18 protein-coding genes are annotated in these 20,491 nt (G+C 31.3%); 9 read left to right on the forward strand and 9 right to left on the reverse strand.

The window, feature by feature from the left end; translation table 11 throughout:
• Position 1: 1 nt before the first annotated feature.
• On the reverse strand, positions 2-421 hold the full coding sequence (locus tag GFU93_RS00435; RefSeq protein WP_160556606.1) for a hypothetical protein: 420 nt from the start codon (positions 419-421) through the stop codon (positions 2-4).
• A 454-nt stretch (positions 422-875) separates the two neighbouring features.
• Here GFU93_RS00435 and GFU93_RS00440 point away from each other — a divergent pair, with 454 nt between their 5' ends.
• From GFU93_RS00440 to GFU93_RS00470, 7 genes are all read left to right on the forward strand, one after another.
• Positions 876-3,083: an anaerobic ribonucleoside triphosphate reductase gene (locus GFU93_RS00440; RefSeq protein ID WP_160566056.1), complete on the forward strand. Its 2,208-nt coding sequence runs from the start codon at positions 876-878 to the stop codon at positions 3,081-3,083.
• Positions 3,076-3,579: an anaerobic ribonucleoside-triphosphate reductase activating protein gene (gene nrdG, locus GFU93_RS00445; protein WP_160566060.1), complete on the forward strand. Its 504-nt coding sequence runs from the start codon at positions 3,076-3,078 to the stop codon at positions 3,577-3,579. The genes GFU93_RS00440 and nrdG overlap by 8 nt, the downstream gene beginning before the upstream one ends.
• A 173-nt stretch (positions 3,580-3,752) precedes the next feature.
• A complete protein-coding gene (gene gyrA, locus GFU93_RS00450; protein ID WP_160566063.1) occupies positions 3,753-6,365 on the forward strand; it encodes a DNA gyrase subunit A in 2,613 nt (870 codons plus the stop codon).
• A gap of 10 nt (positions 6,366-6,375) precedes the next feature.
• The gene (locus GFU93_RS00455; RefSeq protein ID WP_160566066.1) at positions 6,376-7,755 is read left to right on the forward strand and encodes a tetratricopeptide repeat protein; all 1,380 of its coding nucleotides are present in this window, start codon (positions 6,376-6,378) and stop codon (positions 7,753-7,755) included.
• Between the two features lie 121 nt (positions 7,756-7,876).
• A complete protein-coding gene (locus GFU93_RS00460; protein WP_105297555.1) occupies positions 7,877-8,494 on the forward strand; it encodes a LemA family protein in 618 nt (205 codons plus the stop codon).
• Between the two features lie 20 nt (positions 8,495-8,514).
• Complete coding sequence (locus GFU93_RS00465) at positions 8,515-8,937, forward strand: TPM domain-containing protein (RefSeq protein WP_105297556.1); 423 nt, start codon at positions 8,515-8,517, stop codon at positions 8,935-8,937.
• Positions 8,909-9,721 (forward strand): YgcG family protein, encoded by an 813-nt coding sequence (locus GFU93_RS00470; RefSeq protein ID WP_160566069.1) that lies wholly within the window; start codon positions 8,909-8,911, stop codon positions 9,719-9,721. Before GFU93_RS00465 ends, GFU93_RS00470 begins: the two co-directional genes overlap by 29 nt.
• A 177-nt stretch (positions 9,722-9,898) precedes the next feature.
• Here the strand turns inward: GFU93_RS00470 and GFU93_RS00475 are convergent, their stop codons facing one another.
• The 4 genes from GFU93_RS00475 to GFU93_RS00490 all read right to left on the reverse strand — a co-directional run bounded on the left by GFU93_RS00475 (position 9,899) and on the right by GFU93_RS00490 (position 15,622).
• Positions 9,899-11,125 (reverse strand): aminotransferase class V-fold PLP-dependent enzyme, encoded by a 1,227-nt coding sequence (locus GFU93_RS00475; protein WP_160566072.1) that lies wholly within the window; start codon positions 11,123-11,125, stop codon positions 9,899-9,901.
• A gap of 59 nt (positions 11,126-11,184) precedes the next feature.
• Positions 11,185-13,890 carry a PD-(D/E)XK nuclease family protein gene (locus GFU93_RS00480; RefSeq protein WP_160566075.1) on the reverse strand — a complete coding sequence of 902 codons (2,706 nt, stop codon included), beginning with the start codon at positions 13,888-13,890 and terminating at the stop codon, positions 11,185-11,187.
• 33 nt (positions 13,891-13,923) lie between these two features.
• Complete coding sequence (locus GFU93_RS00485; RefSeq protein ID WP_160556616.1) at positions 13,924-14,508, reverse strand: YdcF family protein; 585 nt, start codon at positions 14,506-14,508, stop codon at positions 13,924-13,926.
• A 133-nt stretch (positions 14,509-14,641) separates the two neighbouring features.
• The gene (locus GFU93_RS00490; RefSeq protein WP_160566078.1) at positions 14,642-15,622 is read right to left on the reverse strand and encodes an acyl transferase; all 981 of its coding nucleotides are present in this window, start codon (positions 15,620-15,622) and stop codon (positions 14,642-14,644) included.
• Between the two features lie 133 nt (positions 15,623-15,755).
• Here GFU93_RS00490 and GFU93_RS00495 point away from each other — a divergent pair, with 133 nt between their 5' ends.
• Both GFU93_RS00495 and dnaJ read left to right on the forward strand, forming a co-directional pair.
• Positions 15,756-16,301: a nucleotide exchange factor GrpE gene (locus GFU93_RS00495; RefSeq protein ID WP_160542128.1), complete on the forward strand. Its 546-nt coding sequence runs from the start codon at positions 15,756-15,758 to the stop codon at positions 16,299-16,301.
• 28 nt (positions 16,302-16,329) lie between these two features.
• Positions 16,330-17,448, forward strand: a complete 1,119-nt coding sequence (gene dnaJ / locus GFU93_RS00500) for a molecular chaperone DnaJ (RefSeq protein ID WP_160566080.1) — start codon at positions 16,330-16,332, stop codon at positions 17,446-17,448.
• A 136-nt stretch (positions 17,449-17,584) separates the two neighbouring features.
• On the opposite strand, the gene GFU93_RS00505 is transcribed toward dnaJ, so the two are convergent.
• Genes GFU93_RS00505 through metK form a run of 4 tightly spaced genes read right to left on the reverse strand, consistent with a single transcriptional unit; the run spans position 17,585 to position 20,472 of the window.
• Entirely contained in the window at positions 17,585-18,154 is a 570-nt protein-coding gene (locus GFU93_RS00505; protein WP_160566083.1) for a DUF5606 domain-containing protein, read from the reverse strand.
• Between the two features lie 42 nt (positions 18,155-18,196).
• Positions 18,197-18,772: a peptide deformylase gene (def, locus tag GFU93_RS00510; protein ID WP_160542125.1), complete on the reverse strand. Its 576-nt coding sequence runs from the start codon at positions 18,770-18,772 to the stop codon at positions 18,197-18,199.
• Positions 18,773-18,776: 4 nt separating this feature from the next.
• Positions 18,777-19,187, reverse strand: a complete 411-nt coding sequence (gene ruvX, locus GFU93_RS00515; RefSeq protein WP_160566085.1) for a Holliday junction resolvase RuvX — start codon at positions 19,185-19,187, stop codon at positions 18,777-18,779.
• A gap of 16 nt (positions 19,188-19,203) precedes the next feature.
• Entirely contained in the window at positions 19,204-20,472 is a 1,269-nt protein-coding gene (gene metK / locus GFU93_RS00520) for a methionine adenosyltransferase (RefSeq protein ID WP_160566088.1), read from the reverse strand.
• Between the last annotated feature and the right edge of the window lie 19 nt (positions 20,473-20,491).

The raw sequence follows: 20,491 nt of genomic DNA on the forward strand, positions 1-20,491 counted from the left end.
TTTATTTAAATGAAGCATGATTACTTGTTTTAAGTAATCTTCCTTCTCCTATAATTTCTTTTTTACCGTCAAAATAATAGGTATTATAGTATAAAATGTTTTTTTCAATTTTAACAGTCTTTACTTTTATCCCTCCATTTTTATTGATAAATCTTTTAAAACCGTCCTTTTTGGCGTCTCGATTAGAGAAAAATAATATATAATCACAATCATTTAACCATTCAATCCTTTTAAAAGATTCAACTCCGTTGGTAACTTCCAACTGTTTATTGCCATTTCTCACAATAAGAGAACTTAAATTGGAATTTTCGCTAATATTTCTGAATTCACCCCGATTAAAGTCAAGACAGGTAAGGTTCTTTTCCTGAGCATAGCAGATAAAAGAAGTATATAAAAATAAAAGTACTGATAGTTTTTTCATGTCTCAAATATAGTAAAATAATATCTCCAAATTTAAGTCCCTGTTAATAACTTTACTACCTAAATGCTGATCTTTTAAAATGTGATTATTTATTATTTTGACTTATTTATTTTTTTAGACGATTCGATCAATAATTGATATTTTTCTATAAATTTTAGTAATAATATCATAAGAAATAATTATGTTGAAAATTAAATTCTTAAATAAAAAAAGCTAAGTAAAAATAAAATTATCTTTGTACTAACATATGAAGCTTTATCGAATACATGACCAATAACAGGAAAAAATCCTGTATTCTTACTACCTTAAATTATTGAATATTCAATAATTACGTTACAATTATTAGTATTCCAAGTTTCATATATAACCCTGTATTTGGCGACAATTAAATTTTATGTCTCCAAGTATAAGGTTTTCATCTTACATAAAGTGCAATAGATAAAGTAAACATAAAATGATTCAGACAGTTATTAAAAGAGATGGACGCATTGTCGAGTTTAATAAAAATAAGATTTTTAATGCGATTAGCAAAGCTATGCAAAATACAGAAAATGGAGTGGATTCTTTTTTAATACAAAAAATTACTGAAGATATATCCCAAACAGGCAATGTAGAAATGACGGTTGAAGCCATTCAAGACATGGTAGAGATGGAATTAATGAACAGTCCCCGTAAAGAAGTGGCAAAAAAATATATCTCCTATAGAGATCAAAGAAATGTTGCAAGAAAGGCTAAAACTTGCAATATGTTTTTAGAGATTATTGAAACCAAATCCAATGAAGTTACAAGGGAAAACGCAAACATGAATGCAGACACACCTGCAGGAATGATGATGAAATTTGCCAGTGAAACCACCAAACCCTTTGTAGATGATTATCTTTTAAGTCCTGAAGCCAAAGAAGCGGTCCTTTCCAACTATATACACATTCACGATAAAGACTATTACCCGACTAAAAGTCTAACTTGTGTACAACATCCATTAAATAAAATTTTAGAAAACGGTCTTTTTGCAGGACATGGAGAATCAAGACCGGCAAAAAGAATTGAAACTGCCAGCATGTTGGCTTGTATTTCGTTAGAAACCGCTCAAAATGAAATGCACGGAGGACAGGCAATTCCGGCATTTGACTTTTATTTAGCGCCGTTTGTTAGAAAAAGCTATATCGAGGAAATAAAAATTCTTGAAAATATAAACGGTCAAAATTATGAACACCTGTATGACTACGCGATTAAGGATTATGTTAAGGAAGAACTTGGACAAAAACAAGGTGATGAAAGAATTGTACAACATGCCATCAATAGAACCGTAAGCAGAGTTCATCAATCCATGGAAGCATTTATCCACAACATGAATACGATCCATTCCAGGGGAGGAAATCAAGTAGTATTCAGTTCCATTAATTACGGTACGGATACTTCTCCGGAAGGAAGATGTGTGATAAGAGAACTTTTAACAAGTACGGATGAAGGTGTTGGAAACGGTGGAACTGCGATTTTTCCTATCCAAATATGGAAGAAAAAGCGAGGAGTAAGTTATTTACCGGAGGATCCGAATTATGACCTGTATAAATTAGCATGCAAAGTTAGCGCCCGACGTTTTTTTCCAAACTTTTTGAACTTAGATGCTACATTCAATCATCATGAAAAATGGAATGCACAAGATCCTAAAAGATATCAATACGAAACAGCCACTATGGGATGTCGTACGCGTGTGTTTGAAAACAGATTTGGAGAAAAAACATCCATAGGTAGAGGTAATCTATCTTTTACAACAATCAACTTAGTTAGATTGGCATTAGAAACCCGCGAAATAAATGATGAAACTGAAAGAAAACGTAAATTTTTCCAAAAGCTGGATCATACGTTACAAATAGCTGCCGAGCAACTGCATCAACGTTTTGAATTTCAAAAAACAGCAGCTCCCAAACAATTTCCTTTATTAATGTCGACATTATGGAATGGATCCGAAGAACTAAAGTCTGAAGAAACAGTAGAAAAAGTAATCAACCAAGGTACTTTGGGAATCGGGTTTATAGGACTTGCCGAAGCATTAGTAGCTTTAATAGGAAAACATCATGCGGAAGATGAGGAGGCTCAAAAATTAGGACTGGAAATAGTTACATTTATGAGGGATAAGTCTTTAACTTTTTCAGAAAATTATAAACATAACTATAGTATTCTAGCCACACCGGCAGAGGGCATAGCAGGTAGGTTTACCAGTAAAGATAAAAAAGACTTTGGAAGCATTAAAGGTATCACGGACAGAGAATACTATACTAATTCTAATCACGTACCGGTATATTATAAATGCAGCGCTCACCTAAAAGCAAAAATTGAAGCACCTTATCATGATTTAACTCGCGGTGGACATATTTTCTATGTTGAAATAGATGGAGATGCCACTCACAATCCCGAATCAATCATGACTGTTGTAGATATGATGGATAAATATAACATCGGCTATTCTTCTGTGAATCACACTCGAAACCGATGTTTACCTTGCGGGTATGAAAATGCTTCTGCCCATTTAGACGAATGCCCAAAATGTGGAAGCACCCATATTGACCGTTTGCAACGAATTACGGGATATTTAGTAGGAACAACCGATAGATGGAATTATGCAAAGTTAGCGGAATTAAACGACCGAATTATTCATGACTAAACTATCTATACTAGATATTATACAGGATACAACGGTGGACGGGCCCGGTTTTAGGACTTCAATTTATGCCGCAGGATGTATTCATAAATGTGTAGAATGTCACAATCCGGAATCTTGGGATATTGATAATGGAAAGCCCTATACGATTAATGAGCTGATTGAGATTATAAATCAATCAGAATTTTCAAATGTAACTTTTACGGGCGGTGACCCGTTAATACAAGTAAAAGAATTTACCGAACTAGCCAAAGAAATTAAAGCTACTTCGCATAAAAATATTTGGTGTTACACCGGGTTTACCTTTGAGCAAATACATAAATCCAAAAAATTATCACAAATTTTACCTTATATAGACGTACTTGTAGACGGTAAATACGTGAATACTTTATACGAAGATGGATTACCATTTAGAGGAAGTACCAATCAAAGAATAATTGATGTCCAAAAAACACTTTTACATAAAAGTATTGTAATCAGAGAGAACCAATTTATATAAAAATTTAATAAGTAAATATTCCATTGAGATAAATTCATTTGAATCCAAATTGATATATAAATACGAACTATAATCGCACAAAATCCTTAAAAGGCATGTCTAATTGCGTGTTCGATAAAAATTCATTATCTTTACGGTCTTATATACTAAAGAAAAAATAAACAAGTACACTTATGATAGGAGAAGGGGAAAAATTAATTCCTATTAATATTGAAGATGAAATGAAATCATCTTACATTGATTATTCAATGTCTGTGATAGTTTCCAGGGCTCTACCCGATGTAAGAGATGGTTTGAAACCCGTACATAGAAGGGTTTTATATGGGATGTATGAATTGGGAGTTACTGCCAACAGTTCTTACAAAAAATCTGCAAGAATCGTTGGGGAGGTTATGGGTAAATACCATCCTCATGGAGACTCGTCAGTATATGACACTATGGTAAGGCTTGCTCAGGAATGGTCTATGAGGTATCAGCTGGTAGACGGTCAAGGTAACTACGGTTCCGTAGACGGCGATCCGCCTGCAGCAATGAGGTATACTGAAGCCCGATTAAAAAAGATTTCCGAAGAAATATTATCGGATATAGATAAAGATACGGTTGATACTCAACTTAACTTCGACGATACGTTAGAAGAGCCTAAAGTAATGCCTACCCGTATTCCTATTCTGTTAGTGAACGGTGCATCAGGAATCGCTGTTGGTATGGCTACCAATATGGCTCCTCATAATCTTACTGAATCTATTAGTGCCATTTGTGCGTATATTGATAACAGAAATATTACTATTGATGAATTAATGCAGCACATTAAAGCTCCCGATTTTCCTACCGGTGGTATCATATACGGTTATGAAGGGGTAAAATCTGCGTTTGAAACTGGAAGGGGGAGAATCATTTTACGAGGAAAAGCCAATTTCGAAGAGGTACACGGAAGAGAAGCCATCGTAGTAACAGAAATTCCATATCAAGTAAATAAAGCCGATATGATTGCTCGTACGGCCGAGTTAATCAAAGAAGATAAATTACAAGGTATTTCTGAAATCAGAGACGAGTCTGACAGAAATGGAATGAGAGTAGTTTATGAGCTTAAACATGATGCCATCCCGAATGTAGTTTTAAATCTTTTATACAAATATACAGCATTACAAACCTCGTTTAGTGTTAATAACATTGCACTAGTAAACGGAAGACCCGTTCAGCTTAATTTAAAAGATATCATTCATCATTTTGTTGAGCACAGACATGACGTAGTAGTAAGACGTACTCAATACCTTCTAAAGAAAGCTAAAGAACGAGCCCATATCTTGGAAGGATTTATGAAAGTTATTGCTACTCAAGATACTTTAGATTTAGCCATTAAAATTATCCGTGAAAGTTCTAGTCCCAGCGAAGCAAAAACGGGCTTAATTCAAGAATTTGAATTAACGGAAATACAAGCTCAAGCGATCCTGGATCTTAGATTGGCTCGTTTAACCGGAATGGAGTTGGATAAAATCCGAGATGAGTACAATGCTATTATGAAAGAGATCGAATACCTTAAGACTATTTTAAATGACGAAGGACTAAGATATTCTATCATTAAAGAGGAATTAGAAGAAATCAAGCAAAAATACGGTGACGAGCGTAAGACCGAAATCAATTTTGCGGGTGGTGAAATGAGTATTGAAGATATTATTCCTGATGAAAAAGTTGTTTTAACTATTTCTAAAATGGGATATATCAAAAGAACTTCTCTTTCTGAATATAAGACCCAATCAAGAGGTGGCGTTGGAAACCGTGCAGCATCTACCAGAGATGAAGATTTCCTTGAATATGTTGTTTCCGCTACTGCACATCAGTACATGCTTTTCTTCACAGAAAAAGGTAAATGCTTCTGGTTACGAGTATTTGAAGTTCCTGAAGGTTCCAAAATAGCTAAAGGACGACCTATTCAGAATCTAATAAATATCGAATCAGACGATAAAATCAAAGCTTATATTTTAACTCATGACTTAAAAAATGAGGAATATATAAATAATACGTTTTTAGTTATGGTTACCCAAAAAGGAACCATCAAAAAAACAACATTGGAAGCTTATTCCAGACCACGTGCCAACGGAATTAATGCAATTAATGTCAGGGAAGGAGATACTTTGGTAAGCGCAAGTTTAACTTCCGGTAATGATGAAATAATGATTGCTACCAAATATGGAAAAGCTATTCGCTTCCCTCAAGAAAAATTAAGACCTATCGGTAGAAATGCTTCAGGTGTACGAGGTATTACTTTGGGCGATGAGGATGACGAAGTAATTGGAATGGTTATTATTTCAGATCCTGAAAATGACACTATTTTAGTTGTATCAGAACAAGGATATGGAAAACGAACTCACGCCGATGCCTATCGTATTACTAACAGAGGAGGAAAAGGAGTCATAACTTTAAATATAACTGATAAGACCGGTAATCTGATAGCTATCCAAAAAGTTACCGATGATAACGATTTAATGATCATTAATAAATCCGGTGTAGCCATCAGAATGTCTGTGGAACAACTTAGAGTTATGAGCAGGAATACACAAGGAGTTAAATTAATTAATCTTAAAAAGAACGATGAAATTGCTGCCATAACTAAAATTGAAAAAGAAGAAGGGGTTGATGAAGAAGAATATGATGAAAATGGAAATACTATTAATGGTGAAACCTCGCTTAACGTTACAGAAATAAATGAAAAATTAAATGATTCTGACTATTCAGAAAATGATTTAAATGAATCAAACGAAGAAAATAATTCAGAATCAGAGTATTAAAAATCATCATATGAAAAAAATATCAGTTTCTCTATTTATATTAGTTAGTTTTTTGTCTTTTGGCCAAGAGAAAGAAATAAAAGATGCTTTTAATGCATTAGAGAAAGGAAATAAAACTCAGGCAGAGTCATTAATACAGCAAGTAGAACCAACGGTTAGTTCTAATATATCCGGAATCAATCCCGACGTATATGCTAAATATTTATATGTAAAAGGAAATTCTTTATTGGAACAAGGAAAAACTCTTGAATCTGCTAAAATATTTTCCAAATTAGCCCTTTATGAAAAAGGCCCTATTTATTCTTTAAAAAATAAAAATACTAAAGAAAAGGCTTTTGTTCTTACTAAAGAAGAAGCAGAAAAACTTAAATCCGAAGGTTTTACAGGTTTAAAAGAAACTAAATCAGGTACAAACTATATTCAAAAAATAATTCCGATTTTAGAACAAAAAAGACAAGAATTATCCGGCAGGGCAACTTCTGAATATAATGCAAAACAATTTTCGAAAGCGGCTGATGATTTCTTAGAATCCTTTTATTTAACTCAAGCAGCAGGAAATGCGGATGAAGTTTTTAAATATTATGCAGCAATTTCTTATCATGCAGCCAATAATAATAAAAAAGCTCTTGAACTGTACTTAGAATTACTAAATGAAGGCTATACTGGTAAGACAACCACGTATACAGCTTTACAAAACGGTAAAAGAGTCGGTTTAAGCGAAGAACAATACAATTTATTCAAATCGGCACCTAATTCCGGGTTTTCTGACTTTAAAAAAGAGGAATCACCTTCCGTTGAAGCAGATGTATATAATTATGCAATTTCCTTATTAGTTGCAGATAAAAGGTATAATGAAGCTATGGCTTTAGCTGAAAAAGGATTGAAAAAATTTCCGAATGATACTAATTTAAATTCTCAAATAGGAGAATTATACTATCAAACCGGTCAAACAGATAAATACATTGCTAAATTAAGAGAAGCTATTGTAAAAAAACCTAATGATTATATTTCTTATTATAACTTAGGAGTATTATACAGCAAAGATCCTAAAACAGTTGAATTAGCTAAAGAATATTATAATAAGACTATACTTATTAAGCCTGATTATCCGGCAGCATATCTGAATTTGGCGGCTTTATTATTAGCTTCTGATAAAGAAATTGCAGAAAAAATGAAAGCCTTAGGATCTTCAAGAGCTGATCAACAAAAATATGATGCTTTAGTCGAAAAAAGAAAGTCAATGTTCAAACAGGCTTTACCTTATATGGAGAAAGCATACAGTTATGATCAAAAAGATAAAGGTATTATTCAAGCGTTAATAGAAGCGTATAGAGTTTTACAAATGAAGGATAAAATGGAAGAAATGAAAAAAGCAGAATCTGCTTTATAAAGAAAATAATATAATACAACATATTGTAAGGGAAGTAGTAGAAAACTTCCCTTACTTTTTAGGAATAATATTTGATATTGGATAATATAATTAATAGTAAATATAAATTTAAGTAAAAATTATGAAAAAAGGATGTTTAATCGGAGGTGGTATTATAGGATTAATCGCTATAATTGTAATCGGAGTATTTATGTGGGGGGTAAGCATTAATAATAATATGATTGAACTAAATAACGATGTAAATTTAAAATGGAGTGCTGTAGAAAGTTCATATCAAAGAAGATCTGACTTAGTACCCGGTTTAGTAGCAACCGTTAATAAAGCAACCAATTATGAGAAAGAAACTCTAACTTCTGTAATTGAAGCCAGAGCAAAAGCAACTTCAGTACAGATTGATCCTTCAAATTTATCTCCTGAAAAATTAGCTGAATATCAAAAAGCACAATCCGGTTTAGGTTCTGCTTTAGGAAGATTATTAGTTACTATTGAAAAATACCCTGATTTAAAAGCTAATCAAAATATTTTAGGACTTCAAAATCAATTGGAAGGAACTGAAAATAGAATTAAAATCGATAGAGATAACTTCAACCAATCTGTTACAACCTATAACAACTATATACAAAAGTTTCCCGCAAGTATTGTTGCTAATTTTAGAAATTTTAAAGAAAAAGGAACATTTAAAGCCGATGCAGGTGCTGAAAAAGCCCCAAATGTCGATCAATTGTTAAACGGTAAATAATTTTAAAAACTACTTTTAGAATGTTATTTTCACCCCGGGACGAAGAAGATATTATTGAAGCCATTAGACAAGCCGAAGCGATGTCTACAGGGGAAATTAGGGTACATTTAGACCAAAACCTAACGGGGGATGCGTTAGCCACGGCGCAATCCCTCTTTACCAAATTGGGTATGGAAAAAACAAAAGATAGAAATGGTGTCTTATTTTATGTATCCGAAAATAAGAAAAAAATTGCTGTAATTGGAGATGTCAACATTCATAAATATGTACATCAAAATTTTTGGGATGGACTTTTAAAGGAAATTACATTTTCATTTAAAAAAGATAATTATAAAGAAGGATTAATCAACGCAATTTTAAAAACCGGAACGAAATTGAAAAAATTTTTTCCAAGAGATGGAAAAAATATAGAAAATGAATTACCCAATGAAATATCCCGTTAAAATTTTTTTAGTCCTCTTTGGCGTATTATTTTTAAATAATTTCATTTACGGCCAAACGGAATTTAAAATCCCGGAAAAACCAAATATAATTTACCCCGTTAATGATTATGCTAAAATTCTTACGGAAGAGCAACAAAATAAATTAAATAATAAGCTAATATCTTATAGTGATTCAACCTCCACGGAAATAATTGTTTGTATTGTTAAAACATTAAATGGTGACGATATCAATTACGTGGGAGCCAAATGGGGTGAAAAATGGCAAATCGGACAAAAATATAAAAATAATGGTATTTTATTATTAATTGCTTCCGATGATCATAAATTAGCTATACAGAATGGGCGAGGAGTGGAAGATGCCATGACTGACTATACTTCCAGTACTATTATTCATCAATATATGATTCCTTATCTTCAGCAAAATGATTATTACGGTGCTATAAACTCCGGTACGGATCAAATCATAAAGGTTCTTCAAGGGAAATTTAAAGCAGATAACCCGGAAGATACTGATGATACTACTTCAGGGATTATAGTAGCCGTATTTATATTTTTCATTATACTACTGTATATATTAATGCATAAAAACAATAGAAACAACACATATTATGACCGTAACGGTAAGAGAAGAAATAATGATGATGATTTTTGGGGTGGATTAGGTGGATTTATCGGCGGAAGTATATTTGGCGGAAGTGGCGGCAGTAGTTCCCGAGGTGGTGGTTTTGGAGGTTTTGGCGGCGGAGGAAGCTTCGGTGGAGGCGGTGCCAGTGGTAGTTGGTAATATTTAAAAAATATAACTATTAGTTATCGATTATTTTCCTCATTATTTATTCGTGTTTATATGGAAATGAATAGGAATATAATAATACTATATAATCGCCGGCCAGACTTTTCTAATTAAATATTGTCATCCTTATTAGACGATTGAAATAACTGTTTAATTAATCATAATTTAGTTTTATCTAAGCATTTTTTGAGCTAAATACATCCCATCAATTAATTGATCAATATCTTCCTTAGTTGTATAGATGGCAAATGATGCTCGAACAGTACCTTTTATTCCCAAGCGTTGCATAATGGGTTGAGCGCAATGATGTCCGGTCCTAACTGCTATCCCTTGTTTATCTAGAATAAACCCGACATCTGACGAATGAATATTTTCGATATCTAAATTAAAAGAAAGTGCTCCGGAAGTATGTTTTGCATTTTGAGCATAGATGATTATATCATCTAATTGCGAAAGTTTATTTTTAGCATACTTCATAATTTCGTCTTCATGCTTACTAATATTTTTAAAACCTATAGTTTGCACAAAATCTATAGCAGTTTTTAAGACAATATTACCGGAAATATTCGGAGTACCTGCTTCAAATTTAAAAGGCAAATCTGCGTAGGTCGTCTTTTCAAAAGTAACTTCTTTAATCATTTCTCCACCTCCCTGGTAGGGTTTCATGGATTCTAATATATTCTCTTTACCGTATAAAATACCCACTCCCGTAGGGCCATAAAGTTTATGTGAAGAGAATACATAAAAATCGGCATCTAAATTTTGCACGTCAACTTTTCTATGAGATACGGCTTGCGCTCCGTCTATAAGCACATACGAACCCATTTTGTGGGCTTTGGAAATTATTTCTTCTATTGGATTAACTACTCCCAATGCATTGGAAATATGATTTACAGCTACTATTTTAGTTTTTTCAGAAAGGAGTCGATCATATTCATCCATCATCAAATCTCCGTTATCATCCACAGGAATAACTTTAATTTTTAAATTTTTTCGTTCGGCTAATAATTGCCATGGAACGATATTCGAATGATGTTCTAAGTTGGATATAATTATTTCATCGCCTTCGTTAAGTAAGGGTTCTATTCCTGTAGCTACTAAGTTGATACTATCGGTCGTTCCTTTAGTAAAAATAATTTCGTAATCCTTTTTTGCATTTAAAAATTGTTGCACAGACTTTCGGGATTCTTCCATTTCCACGGTAGCCAATTGACTAAGGGTATGAATTCCTCTATGAACATTAGAGTTTATAGTTTTATAATATTTTTCTTCTGCCTCTATTACGGAAATCGGCTTTTGAGTAGTTGCAGCATTATCAAGATAGACTAAAGGTTTGCCATTTACTAACTGATTCAGTATAGGAAAAATATTTTTTATATCTTTTAAATCTTCGTTCATGGTAAGAAAGTTAAACTTCAAAATTAAATGATTAAATTGAATTAAAAATTATTTTTTTGTTATAATTTAACAAAAGAAGATTTTTCTACAAATGGAATATCGGGATCAGCAATTTCTAAGATCAATCGGGAAACTTCCTCAAATAAAATAGTAGCTTGAGATTCGTTTAAACTTTCAGAAGAATCAATTTTTAAAATCTCCAATCCTCGAAAAGGTTTTTTAAAACTCCAAATTCCCACCTTTACCGATTCTGAAAGTTTTTCATGTAAAATCATATAAGCATAGAAAACAAGCTGAATAAAAAATTTATAATTTTTATCTTCTTGTATTTGATTAAATCTATCTGACTTAAATATAAGAGTATCTATAGATGATGTTTTATAATCTATAATTCGGTCCCGGCCATTAAAACTATCCCATCGGTCTACAAATCCTTTCAAAAATAAGGTGCCTATTTCAGGTAAATTAATAGTGGAACTAAGTTCTTTTTCAATTTCTTTTAAGATAATGATATTACCGTTTTTTATGTCGGTTAAATCTCTTAATAATATTTTTTCAATGGTTTTTTCCGCTAGCAGCTTTTGTAAGTAATTTTGCCCTTTTTTAAATAAGTCGGGATTTAATTCTTTTTCAATATATTTATTTAAATAAACAGAATAATTTTTTAAAGCTGCAAGTAAATCCTTTTCCGTTAGTTTATTTCCTTGCCATGGGGAATAAATAGATTCTAAAGTATGATGAATCAAATTTCCGTAATTTAAAGCAGAAATTTCCTCTTCCATCTCTTGTTGTTCGTTAATCTTTAAAATCTTTTGCAAATAGAAATTGATTGGATTGTAGTGATAATTGGTTAAATGAGTTGGCGAAATAGGATTTTTTAGCCAATCTTGAATTGAAATCAATACAGCAGGTGATTTTTCAATAATTAGTTCCTTCGATTGTTTTAAATTCCCTCCATAGGTAGCTACAGATTCTATTATGGTATGTTGAGACTCAAATTCTAATTGATTAATAAATCTGCTTTTTTCTCCGGAGTTAATACCTTCAGTATAATTATTATAAACTAAGGTAATGTTTTGTGCATGTTGTATTAATCTATAAAAATGATACGCATAGATGGCATCACTTTCAAGAAAAGTGTTGATTCCGTAGTTTTTCTTAACATCAAAAGGAATAAAAGAATTATCATTTTTTCCACCCGGCAAAATTCCTTCATTAACTCCGGTCATTAGTATATTTTTAAAGCTTAGCAAACGAGTTTCCAAAACTCCCATAATTTGAAGTCCCTCTACCGGTTCGCCAATAAAATCAATAGTTTCATTATTGATTACATGCTGATAAAATGTATAAAGAAGAGAAAAACTTTGAATGGAAAGATCTTGCGATAATTGTGTATGTAAAATGGAGAAAAGATTTTTAAATTTTAAATAATTTTCTTTTAACACCTGATGATCAGAATCTGTTTTCCAAAATTGTTCAGTACAAAATTCATAAAGTTTATGTATCAAATCGATAGGATTTGCGTATTCTTTAAATATAAAATAATAGTAAGAACTACCTAAACGTTTATATATGAGAGAATCAGTTAAATAGATAAGATTATTCCTTTTTATTTCAGATATAAATTCAATAACAGATATAGTATTATGTAGTAATGGATTCTGAAGAAGGGATAAGATATCGTTATAGTAATATCCTTTGGATGTATTTTTTTCTCTAAATATGTGTAATTTAAAAATTTGCTTAAATAATGATGCTAAAAATGAATTTTTAAGAGGAAATCCCATAGTTATATTAACTCGGGATATATTTTTAGGTATGCTTTCCAATATTGCCGGAAGAATTGATTCATCGCTTAATACTAATGCGGTATTGTGTAACTCTTCTTCAGGAAGGGTAGATAAGATTGAACTGATATATTTGGCTTGAGCTACGTCTTGAGAAGTACTAACTACATGTATCTTTTTTTTTTGATTGAAATTGTCAGTTACCCATTTGAAATCTCGAGTTGCATAATAATTCCAATTTTTATATTTCCTTAAAAAATCTCCGGCTTCTTGATTACTGTTGTTTAAATAGTATTTATCGGCATCCCAATATAAATACGTTTCGGCATGTGATATATAATGTTTAATCAGCTTTTCTTCTTTGGACGTTAAGGCATTTAATCCGACAAAAACATACTTTTCATTTGCAGGAATATGAATAGATGTTAATTGGCTTAACACATGGTTTAGAATCATTCCATACGTGCCCAATCCTTTAGTTTCCAAAGAATCCTTTAATTTATTATATAAAATTATATTATTTTCCCAGAATTTTACATTTTTATAATATAATTTTTTTTCACTGGTGGTATCCAGCTTATTCACCCAATTTTCTATTCTTTCAATGGAAGCCATATGCTCTAAAACCCTATGAGGATTATCAGAGAAAATTTCTATATCGTTAAAATCTTTAAGAAGAGTAGGTATCCATTTTAAAAATTCATCAAGAGTTTCCTCTGCATTTACGAATTTTTTCTGTATTTGAAAAGCTTCCAACCAAAGAGGAATATTTTCAATTTTAACTAAATGGGAATGTTTGTATATAAAATCTTCAATGGTATAGAAAGTGGGCAAAAATCCGTTATACCCTTTTTTAATAAGATATTTTTTAAAAAATATGATAGGTCTTCTTCCGGGAATAATGATAGTAAATTTAGATAAATCATTATTTTTTTCCAATAACTCATCAATTACTTTTTCTATAAAATTTGTATGCATAAATATATAAAAAGCGCTTGTTAAAGAATTAATTTATTTAAAAAAATAATAATAGTAATAGGCAAAAAATTCTCTTATTAATGACATATAATGATGCCTTTTACTATAGTGATGAGAACTTGCAGAACCTAAATTATAAAAGCCTAGCTTATAATACATCAGCTTAATACGTGAAATATGATAATATTGTGATATAATAATTAATTTTCTGTAATTATTATCTTTCATTATTTTTAATGAGTTCTCAACATTTTCTTCAGTATTTAAGGCTTTATTATCTAAAATAATATCAGATAAAAGCACGCCGTGTTCCAATAAATATTCCTGCATGAGATCAGCTTCACAAAAGTTTTTATTAGCTAAACCTCCGGAAACAATTAATTTTTGAACTTGACCTTCGTTATATAATTTTAAACCAATATTTAGCCTCCGTATTAAAGACATAGGCATAGAACCGTCTGTTTTATTTTTTGTTCCAAAAATAACTCCTACGTCTGCATCCCTGGTATCTTCTTGGTTCCCATCAATAATAATAGCAACGGTATGAAGAATAAACCACAAGAATAAAAGTATAATTCCTGTAATAATATATTTTATTAATTTTCTGTAATAAGACATATTACAATAAACAATTCCGAAAAATAAAACTTATATATATAATTTTATTAAATTTATTATTTTTTTTATAAAAAAAGTTTAAAATTAAATACAAATTTTAGTTAAAAAAAGCTTAATTAATAAATTTTATATTTTATAATAATAAAAGACTGCATCCTCTAATATCGGAATTATCCATTCTTCCCAAAATTTTAAAACCATTCTTACCTTCATCTTTACCAATATCTTGGGTAGATATAAATGAACAACTATGAATATTTGCCAAGTCAATTATGTTGACACCTCCCGATCTGTTTGTTTCAACATATTCAAAAGGATCATCCACATCTCGAATTAAAATCTTCATCCAGGGAGGACATTTATAAACATTATTAGATAAAGAATAAGCTTGAGACAATAATTCCGTCATACTGTATTCCGAATAAATTTTATCGGTCTGAAAAGAATTTTTTAATTCTGTTAACAACTCATCTTTTGTCATTTCTTTTTTTCTTCCCTTCATTCCTCCTGTTTCGATAATTATAGTATTTCTCAATTGTTGAGAATAAGAATTTGCAAAATCTAACAAAGCATAGGAAACACCAAAAAGAATAACTTTCTTATTCTCTTTTTCCAGTCGATTTATAATAACATGTAAATCATCAAAATTATGTAGATAATAACCATTTTCCACCTTTCCCGATTGCTCCATTAAATAATTTACCATATATATAAGTGAAGAATTATTTCTCTCCAAATAAGAAGGAAGCAAACCTAAATATATGTATTCGGAAGGGTCTCCGAAAAAAATTGAAAATGAATGTAAAATACTTTGTTTATAAATATCTTCATTTGCTATATAATGCTTGGATAGGTTTTCGGAAGTAGTACCGCTACTTTGAAAATATAAATTCGGTAAGAAATTTTTATCAACAATTGTATTGGTTTTGAAAAATTCAATCGGTAAAAAAGGTATTTGCCGATAATTGAGAATTTTATTACAATCTATAGATAATAAATCAACAAAAGTTCTATAGGGTATATTATTTTTATATTGATACAAAAAAATTTGGATGGCGAGTGAATTAAATTCTTCCTCCGATTTGATTGAAAAAATATCAAAACTTTTCAACATTTGAATATATTTACTTTATATGCAAATTTAATAAGAAGTATTTAAATAATTTTTTAAATATAGGTCGATTTGACAGCATTTTTACTATGGCAATAAAATTGATAAATATCAGTAACCAATAAAGAATTTAACCATGTCAATTCAAAGTGATAACGAAGAAAACGAATTAATTGAAGAAAATAACAATCAAGAAAATTTAAAGGATACTGAAAATATGTCAGAACCTAACAATAATTCTGACTTAACAGAAAAACTTGAAAAAGAAAAAGACAGATATATCCGTTTATTTGCTGAATTTGATAACTATAAAAAACGTGTAATTAAAGAGAGACAGGATCTTCTTAAATACTCGGATAAAGATATTTTAGAATCATTACTTCCGGTATTGGATGATTTTGATCGCGCAATTACCGAACTTGAAAAAAAGGAGGATGATCTTTCAGTTTTAGAAGGAGTGAAACTTATTTATAATAAGTTGTTCAATACCTTGAAAGATAGAGGATTGACTGTTATTGATGTAAAGGCCGGTGATGATTTTAACATTGATTATCATGAAGCAATTACCCAAGTCCCGTCTCCTGATGAAAGTCTAAAAGGTAAAATTATAGATGTGGTTCAAAAAGGGTACTTATTGCATGAAAAAGTTATTAGATACGCAAAAGTAGTTATTGGAAATTAAGAACTCAAAGAGGTTTATATAAAAAATTATGTCTAAAAGAGATTATTACGAAGTATTGGAGGTTTCTAAGAGTGTAACTGAAGTAGAGTTAAAAAAGGCCTATAGGAAAAAAGCACTCAAATATCACCCGGATAAAAACCCCGGTGATAAAGAAGCTGAAGAAAAATTCAAAGAAGCTGCTGAAGCTTATGAAGTTTTAAGTGATCCTCAAAAAAGAGCAAGGTATGATCAATACGGTCATGCCGGAGTAGGAGGGGCTGCCGGTGGTGGCTTTGGAGGGGGAATGAATATGGAAGATATTTTTTCCCATTTTGGTGATATTTTCGGTAGTGCCTTCGGAGGCGGTTTTGGCGGCTATTCTTCAAGACCTCAACAAGTTCAAGGCTCCAATTTACGTATCCGTTTATCATTAACTCTTAAAGAAATTATTAACGGTGTTGAAAAAACCGTTAAAGTAAAAAGATTTAAATTAGCTCCGGGAGCTACCTCAAAAAATTGTCCTACCTGTAACGGGACCGGTCAAACGAGAAGAATCATGAATACTCCGTTTGGACAAATGCAAACTCAATCAGTATGTAATACTTGTGGAGGTACCGGTAAAGTTGCGGATCATATACCGCCGGGTGCTAATAATCATGGTTTAATTAAAGTTGAAGAAGAAGTATCCATTAAAATTCCTGCCGGTGTTAGAGAAGGAGTTCAACTGCAAGTTAGAGGAAAAGGAAATGATGCTCCATTTGGAGGAATACCCGGAGATTTAATCGTTGTGATTGAAGAAATTGAGGATGAAAATTTAAAAAGGGAAGGGGATAATCTTCATTATGAACTATATATTTCTGTACCCGAAGCTATTTTAGGTACGAAAAAAGAAATTCCTACGATCACGGGAAAAGTAAAAATTACAGTAGATTCCGGAACTCAATCAGGGAAAATTCTACGATTGAAAGATAAAGGATTGCCTCAAGTTCAAGGATATGGATACGGGGATTTATTTATTCATATCAATGTTTGGACACCTAATCCGAATAAATTAACTAAAGAGCAGAGAGAATTTTTTGAATCTATGTTAGATAATGAACATTTTCATCCTAAACCATCAAAAAATGATAAAACATTTTTTGAAAAGATCAAAGATATGTTCATGTAAAAAGTTAACCGGAATTTATATATAGAAAAAATCTTTGAGTATCAATATACTCAAAGATTTTTTTATAGTTAATATACAAAAAGGTACCAACTTTACATTGATACCTTTTCATTAATAATATTTAAAATTATTTATACTATTCAGCTTTTTTCTTAGCAGGTGTTTTTTTCGTAGATTTTTTAGTTACACCGGCTTCATCTTTAGTATCATCATTTGATACCTCATTAGTAGCTGTTTTTTGTGAAATGTTACAATCTTCTGAATTTTCTTTTTGGCTATCATTCGAAGCTTTAGCTAGATTGTCTTCATAAGCTTTTACGCTTTCTTCAGTTATGATACCATTTTTAACCAATATATTATACCAAGTAAAAAGCTTTTTAAGATCTGAATTATATACTCTGTCTTCTGCATAATCCGGTTGAGCATCTTTCATTAAAGATCTTAACGTATTGGTATCATTTTTATCAAATTCAATTTCTTTAAATTGATGTTTTTTGGAAATTGAAACTAAAACTGAAATTAATGATACTTCAGAATCTTGAGTATAAATTGAAATGTTTTGCAGTAAACTTACTTGACTATTTGCATTAATAGACAATTTCTTTTGAGCAACTAAATCTTTAACAATGAAACCTCCTTTAGTTTGAGATAATAATTCAAATAAACCGGATTTCCCTGTAATTGCAATGATTTTAGTAAGATCCATATCAATATTGTAATTATATTTTTAATTAATTTATTTTAAAATTTAATGAGACGGAAATTTCATTCGGTATTCAGTTTCCACCTTTCCTTTACTAATATTGGCAAGTTTACCTTTTAGTAATTTTTTCTTAAGCGGAGATAATAAGTCTGTAAACAGAATTCCTTCAATATGATCGTATTCATGCTGAATAATACGCGCACGAACATCACCAAAATTTTCAGTTTTTTTATTCCAATTTTGATCAAAATATTCAATTGTAATATTTTCCAATCTCTTAATATCTTCTCGAATATCAGGAATACTTAAACAACCCTCGTTAAACTTCCAAAGTTCACCATCTCTTTTAGTTATTTTCGGATTTATGAAAACTTTTTTACAAAGGGCTAACTCGTCTTTTATGTCGACATAATCCTCATCTTCTGCCAATGGAGATGCGTCAATAACAAATAAACGTATATTCAATCCTACTTGTGGGGCTGCTAAACCAATTCCATGTGCTTTATACATGGTTTCATACATATTTTCAATTAATTGATCTAAATCGGGATAATCTTTACCGATTTCAACTGTTTTTTTTCTTAAAACAGGTTCTCCATAGCCATAAATAGGTAAAATCATAATTTTATTTTTTCTCTAAATAGGTTTGTAAAATTAAAGTAGCACTTACTTCATCCAATAAATGCTTATTTTCTCTATTTTTTTTATTTTTTCCACTCAAACTTATAAAGTGAGAAGCAATTTTTGAAGTAAATCTCTCATCCACTCTTTCAACCGGAATATTTGGAAAAAGAGAAGTAATCTTCTTGATTAATTTTTGAATTGAAATTTCAACATCTGAAAGTTCTCCGTTTAATCGAACAGGTAAACCAATAATTATTTTTTCGACAGAATTTTCAGCTATATATTTTTCAAGAAATGGAATCAGATTAGAAGTCATAATTCCGGCCAACCCACTGGCAATAATTTGCATATCATCCGTTTCTGCTAATCCGGATCTTTTTTCACCATAATCGATGGCCAGTATTTTTGACATGAAAATAAATGTTAGTTTACAGATTAAAAGCTTCTTTAATTTGATCTAAATAATCTAATTTTTCCCAAGTAAATAATTCTACTTCGATTTCCTTTATTTCTGTCTTTCCATTCTCACGATTTCTTACAAATTTTTTTGTAACGATTTCGTTCTTTCTTCCCATGTGGCCATAGGCTGCTGTCTCCGTATATATTGGATTTCTTAATTTCAATCTTTTTTCTATAGCATAAGGTCTTAGATCGAATAATTTTTCAACTTTTAATGCTATATCTCCATCGGACAGGTTAACTTTTGAACTGCCAAAAGTATTAATATAAACACCGCACGGTTCGGTAATACCAATAGCATAAGAAACTTGTACTAAAACTTCATCAGCAACCCCTGCCGCTACTAAATTTTTAGCTATGTGTCTGGTAGCATAGGCAGCAGAACGATCCACCTTAGAAGGATCTTTTCCGGAAAATGCGCCACCGCCATGAGCTCCTTTACCACCATAAGTATCAACAATTATTTTTCTTCCGGTTAATCCGGTGTCTCCATGAGGTCCTCCGATTTCAAATTTTCCGGTTGGATTTATATGGTAAGTGATATTATCATCAAATAATGCTTTTATTTCATCTTTTGATTCTGCCTTAACTTCAGGAATAACTATTGAAATAATGTCCTTGGCAATTTTGTCCAATACAACCTTTTCATCCTCATCGAACATATCATGTTGTGTAGAAAGAACTATCGTGTCAATACGTATCGGCTTATTATTATCGTCGTATTCAATAGTAACTTGAGATTTTGCATCCGGACGAAGATAGGTCATTATTTGACCTTCTTTTCTTATTCGAGCTAACACACGTAAGATGCTATGTGAAATATCTAAAGCCAAAGGCATATAATTATCCGTTTCATTGGTGGCATATCCGAACATCATCCCTTGGTCACCTGCACCCTGTTCTTCTTTATTCTGTTTATCCACCCCGCGGTTGATATCCTGCGATTGTTCATGCAAAGCGGATAAAATACCGCAAGATTCGGCTTCAAATTTATATTCACTTTTCGTATAGCCTATTTTTTTTATAATATCTCTGGTAATATACTGAACATCAATATACGTGTTGGATTTAATTTCTCCGGCTAATACTACCTGACCTGTGGTAACTAAAGTTTCACAAGCTACCTTAGAATTGGGATCAAATGCTAAAAAATTATCTAATATCGAATCTGAAATCTGATCAGCAACTTTATCTGGATGGCCTTCCGAAACCGATTCGGATGTGAATAAGTAAGGCATATTTTTTGCTTTTATTTTA

Source organism: Apibacter sp. B3546 (genome assembly GCF_009827885.1).
Lineage (GTDB): Bacteria > Bacteroidota > Bacteroidia > Flavobacteriales > Weeksellaceae > Apibacter.

What these genes read in the sequence shown, in the direction of transcription:
- GFU93_RS00490 (WP_160566078.1), bottom strand. Translation starts at nt 15,622, where the DNA reads ATGTTGAAAAGTTTTGATATTTTTTCAATCAAATCGGAGGAAGAATTT.
- def (WP_160542125.1), bottom strand. Translation starts at nt 18,772, where the DNA reads ATGATTTTACCTATTTATGGCTATGGAGAACCTGTTTTAAGAAAAAAA.
- GFU93_RS00485 (WP_160556616.1), bottom strand. Translation starts at nt 14,508, where the DNA reads ATGTCTTATTACAGAAAATTAATAAAATATATTATTACAGGAATTATA.
- metK (WP_160566088.1), bottom strand. Translation starts at nt 20,472, where the DNA reads ATGCCTTACTTATTCACATCCGAATCGGTTTCGGAAGGCCATCCAGAT.
- GFU93_RS00480 (WP_160566075.1), bottom strand. Translation starts at nt 13,890, where the DNA reads ATGCATACAAATTTTATAGAAAAAGTAATTGATGAGTTATTGGAAAAA.
- GFU93_RS00495 (WP_160542128.1), top strand. Translation starts at nt 15,756, where the DNA reads ATGTCAATTCAAAGTGATAACGAAGAAAACGAATTAATTGAAGAAAAT.
- GFU93_RS00475 (WP_160566072.1), bottom strand. Translation starts at nt 11,125, where the DNA reads ATGAACGAAGATTTAAAAGATATAAAAAATATTTTTCCTATACTGAAT.
- gyrA (WP_160566063.1), top strand. Translation starts at nt 3,753, where the DNA reads ATGATAGGAGAAGGGGAAAAATTAATTCCTATTAATATTGAAGATGAA.
- GFU93_RS00460 (WP_105297555.1), top strand. Translation starts at nt 7,877, where the DNA reads ATGAAAAAAGGATGTTTAATCGGAGGTGGTATTATAGGATTAATCGCT.
- ruvX (WP_160566085.1), bottom strand. Translation starts at nt 19,187, where the DNA reads ATGTCAAAAATACTGGCCATCGATTATGGTGAAAAAAGATCCGGATTA.
- dnaJ (WP_160566080.1), top strand. Translation starts at nt 16,330, where the DNA reads ATGTCTAAAAGAGATTATTACGAAGTATTGGAGGTTTCTAAGAGTGTA.
- GFU93_RS00470 (WP_160566069.1), top strand. Translation starts at nt 8,909, where the DNA reads ATGAATTACCCAATGAAATATCCCGTTAAAATTTTTTTAGTCCTCTTT.
- GFU93_RS00435 (WP_160556606.1), bottom strand. Translation starts at nt 421, where the DNA reads ATGAAAAAACTATCAGTACTTTTATTTTTATATACTTCTTTTATCTGC.
- GFU93_RS00455 (WP_160566066.1), top strand. Translation starts at nt 6,376, where the DNA reads ATGAAAAAAATATCAGTTTCTCTATTTATATTAGTTAGTTTTTTGTCT.
- GFU93_RS00465 (WP_105297556.1), top strand. Translation starts at nt 8,515, where the DNA reads ATGTTATTTTCACCCCGGGACGAAGAAGATATTATTGAAGCCATTAGA.
- nrdG (WP_160566060.1), top strand. Translation starts at nt 3,076, where the DNA reads ATGACTAAACTATCTATACTAGATATTATACAGGATACAACGGTGGAC.
- GFU93_RS00505 (WP_160566083.1), bottom strand. Translation starts at nt 18,154, where the DNA reads ATGGATCTTACTAAAATCATTGCAATTACAGGGAAATCCGGTTTATTT.
- GFU93_RS00440 (WP_160566056.1), top strand. Translation starts at nt 876, where the DNA reads ATGATTCAGACAGTTATTAAAAGAGATGGACGCATTGTCGAGTTTAAT.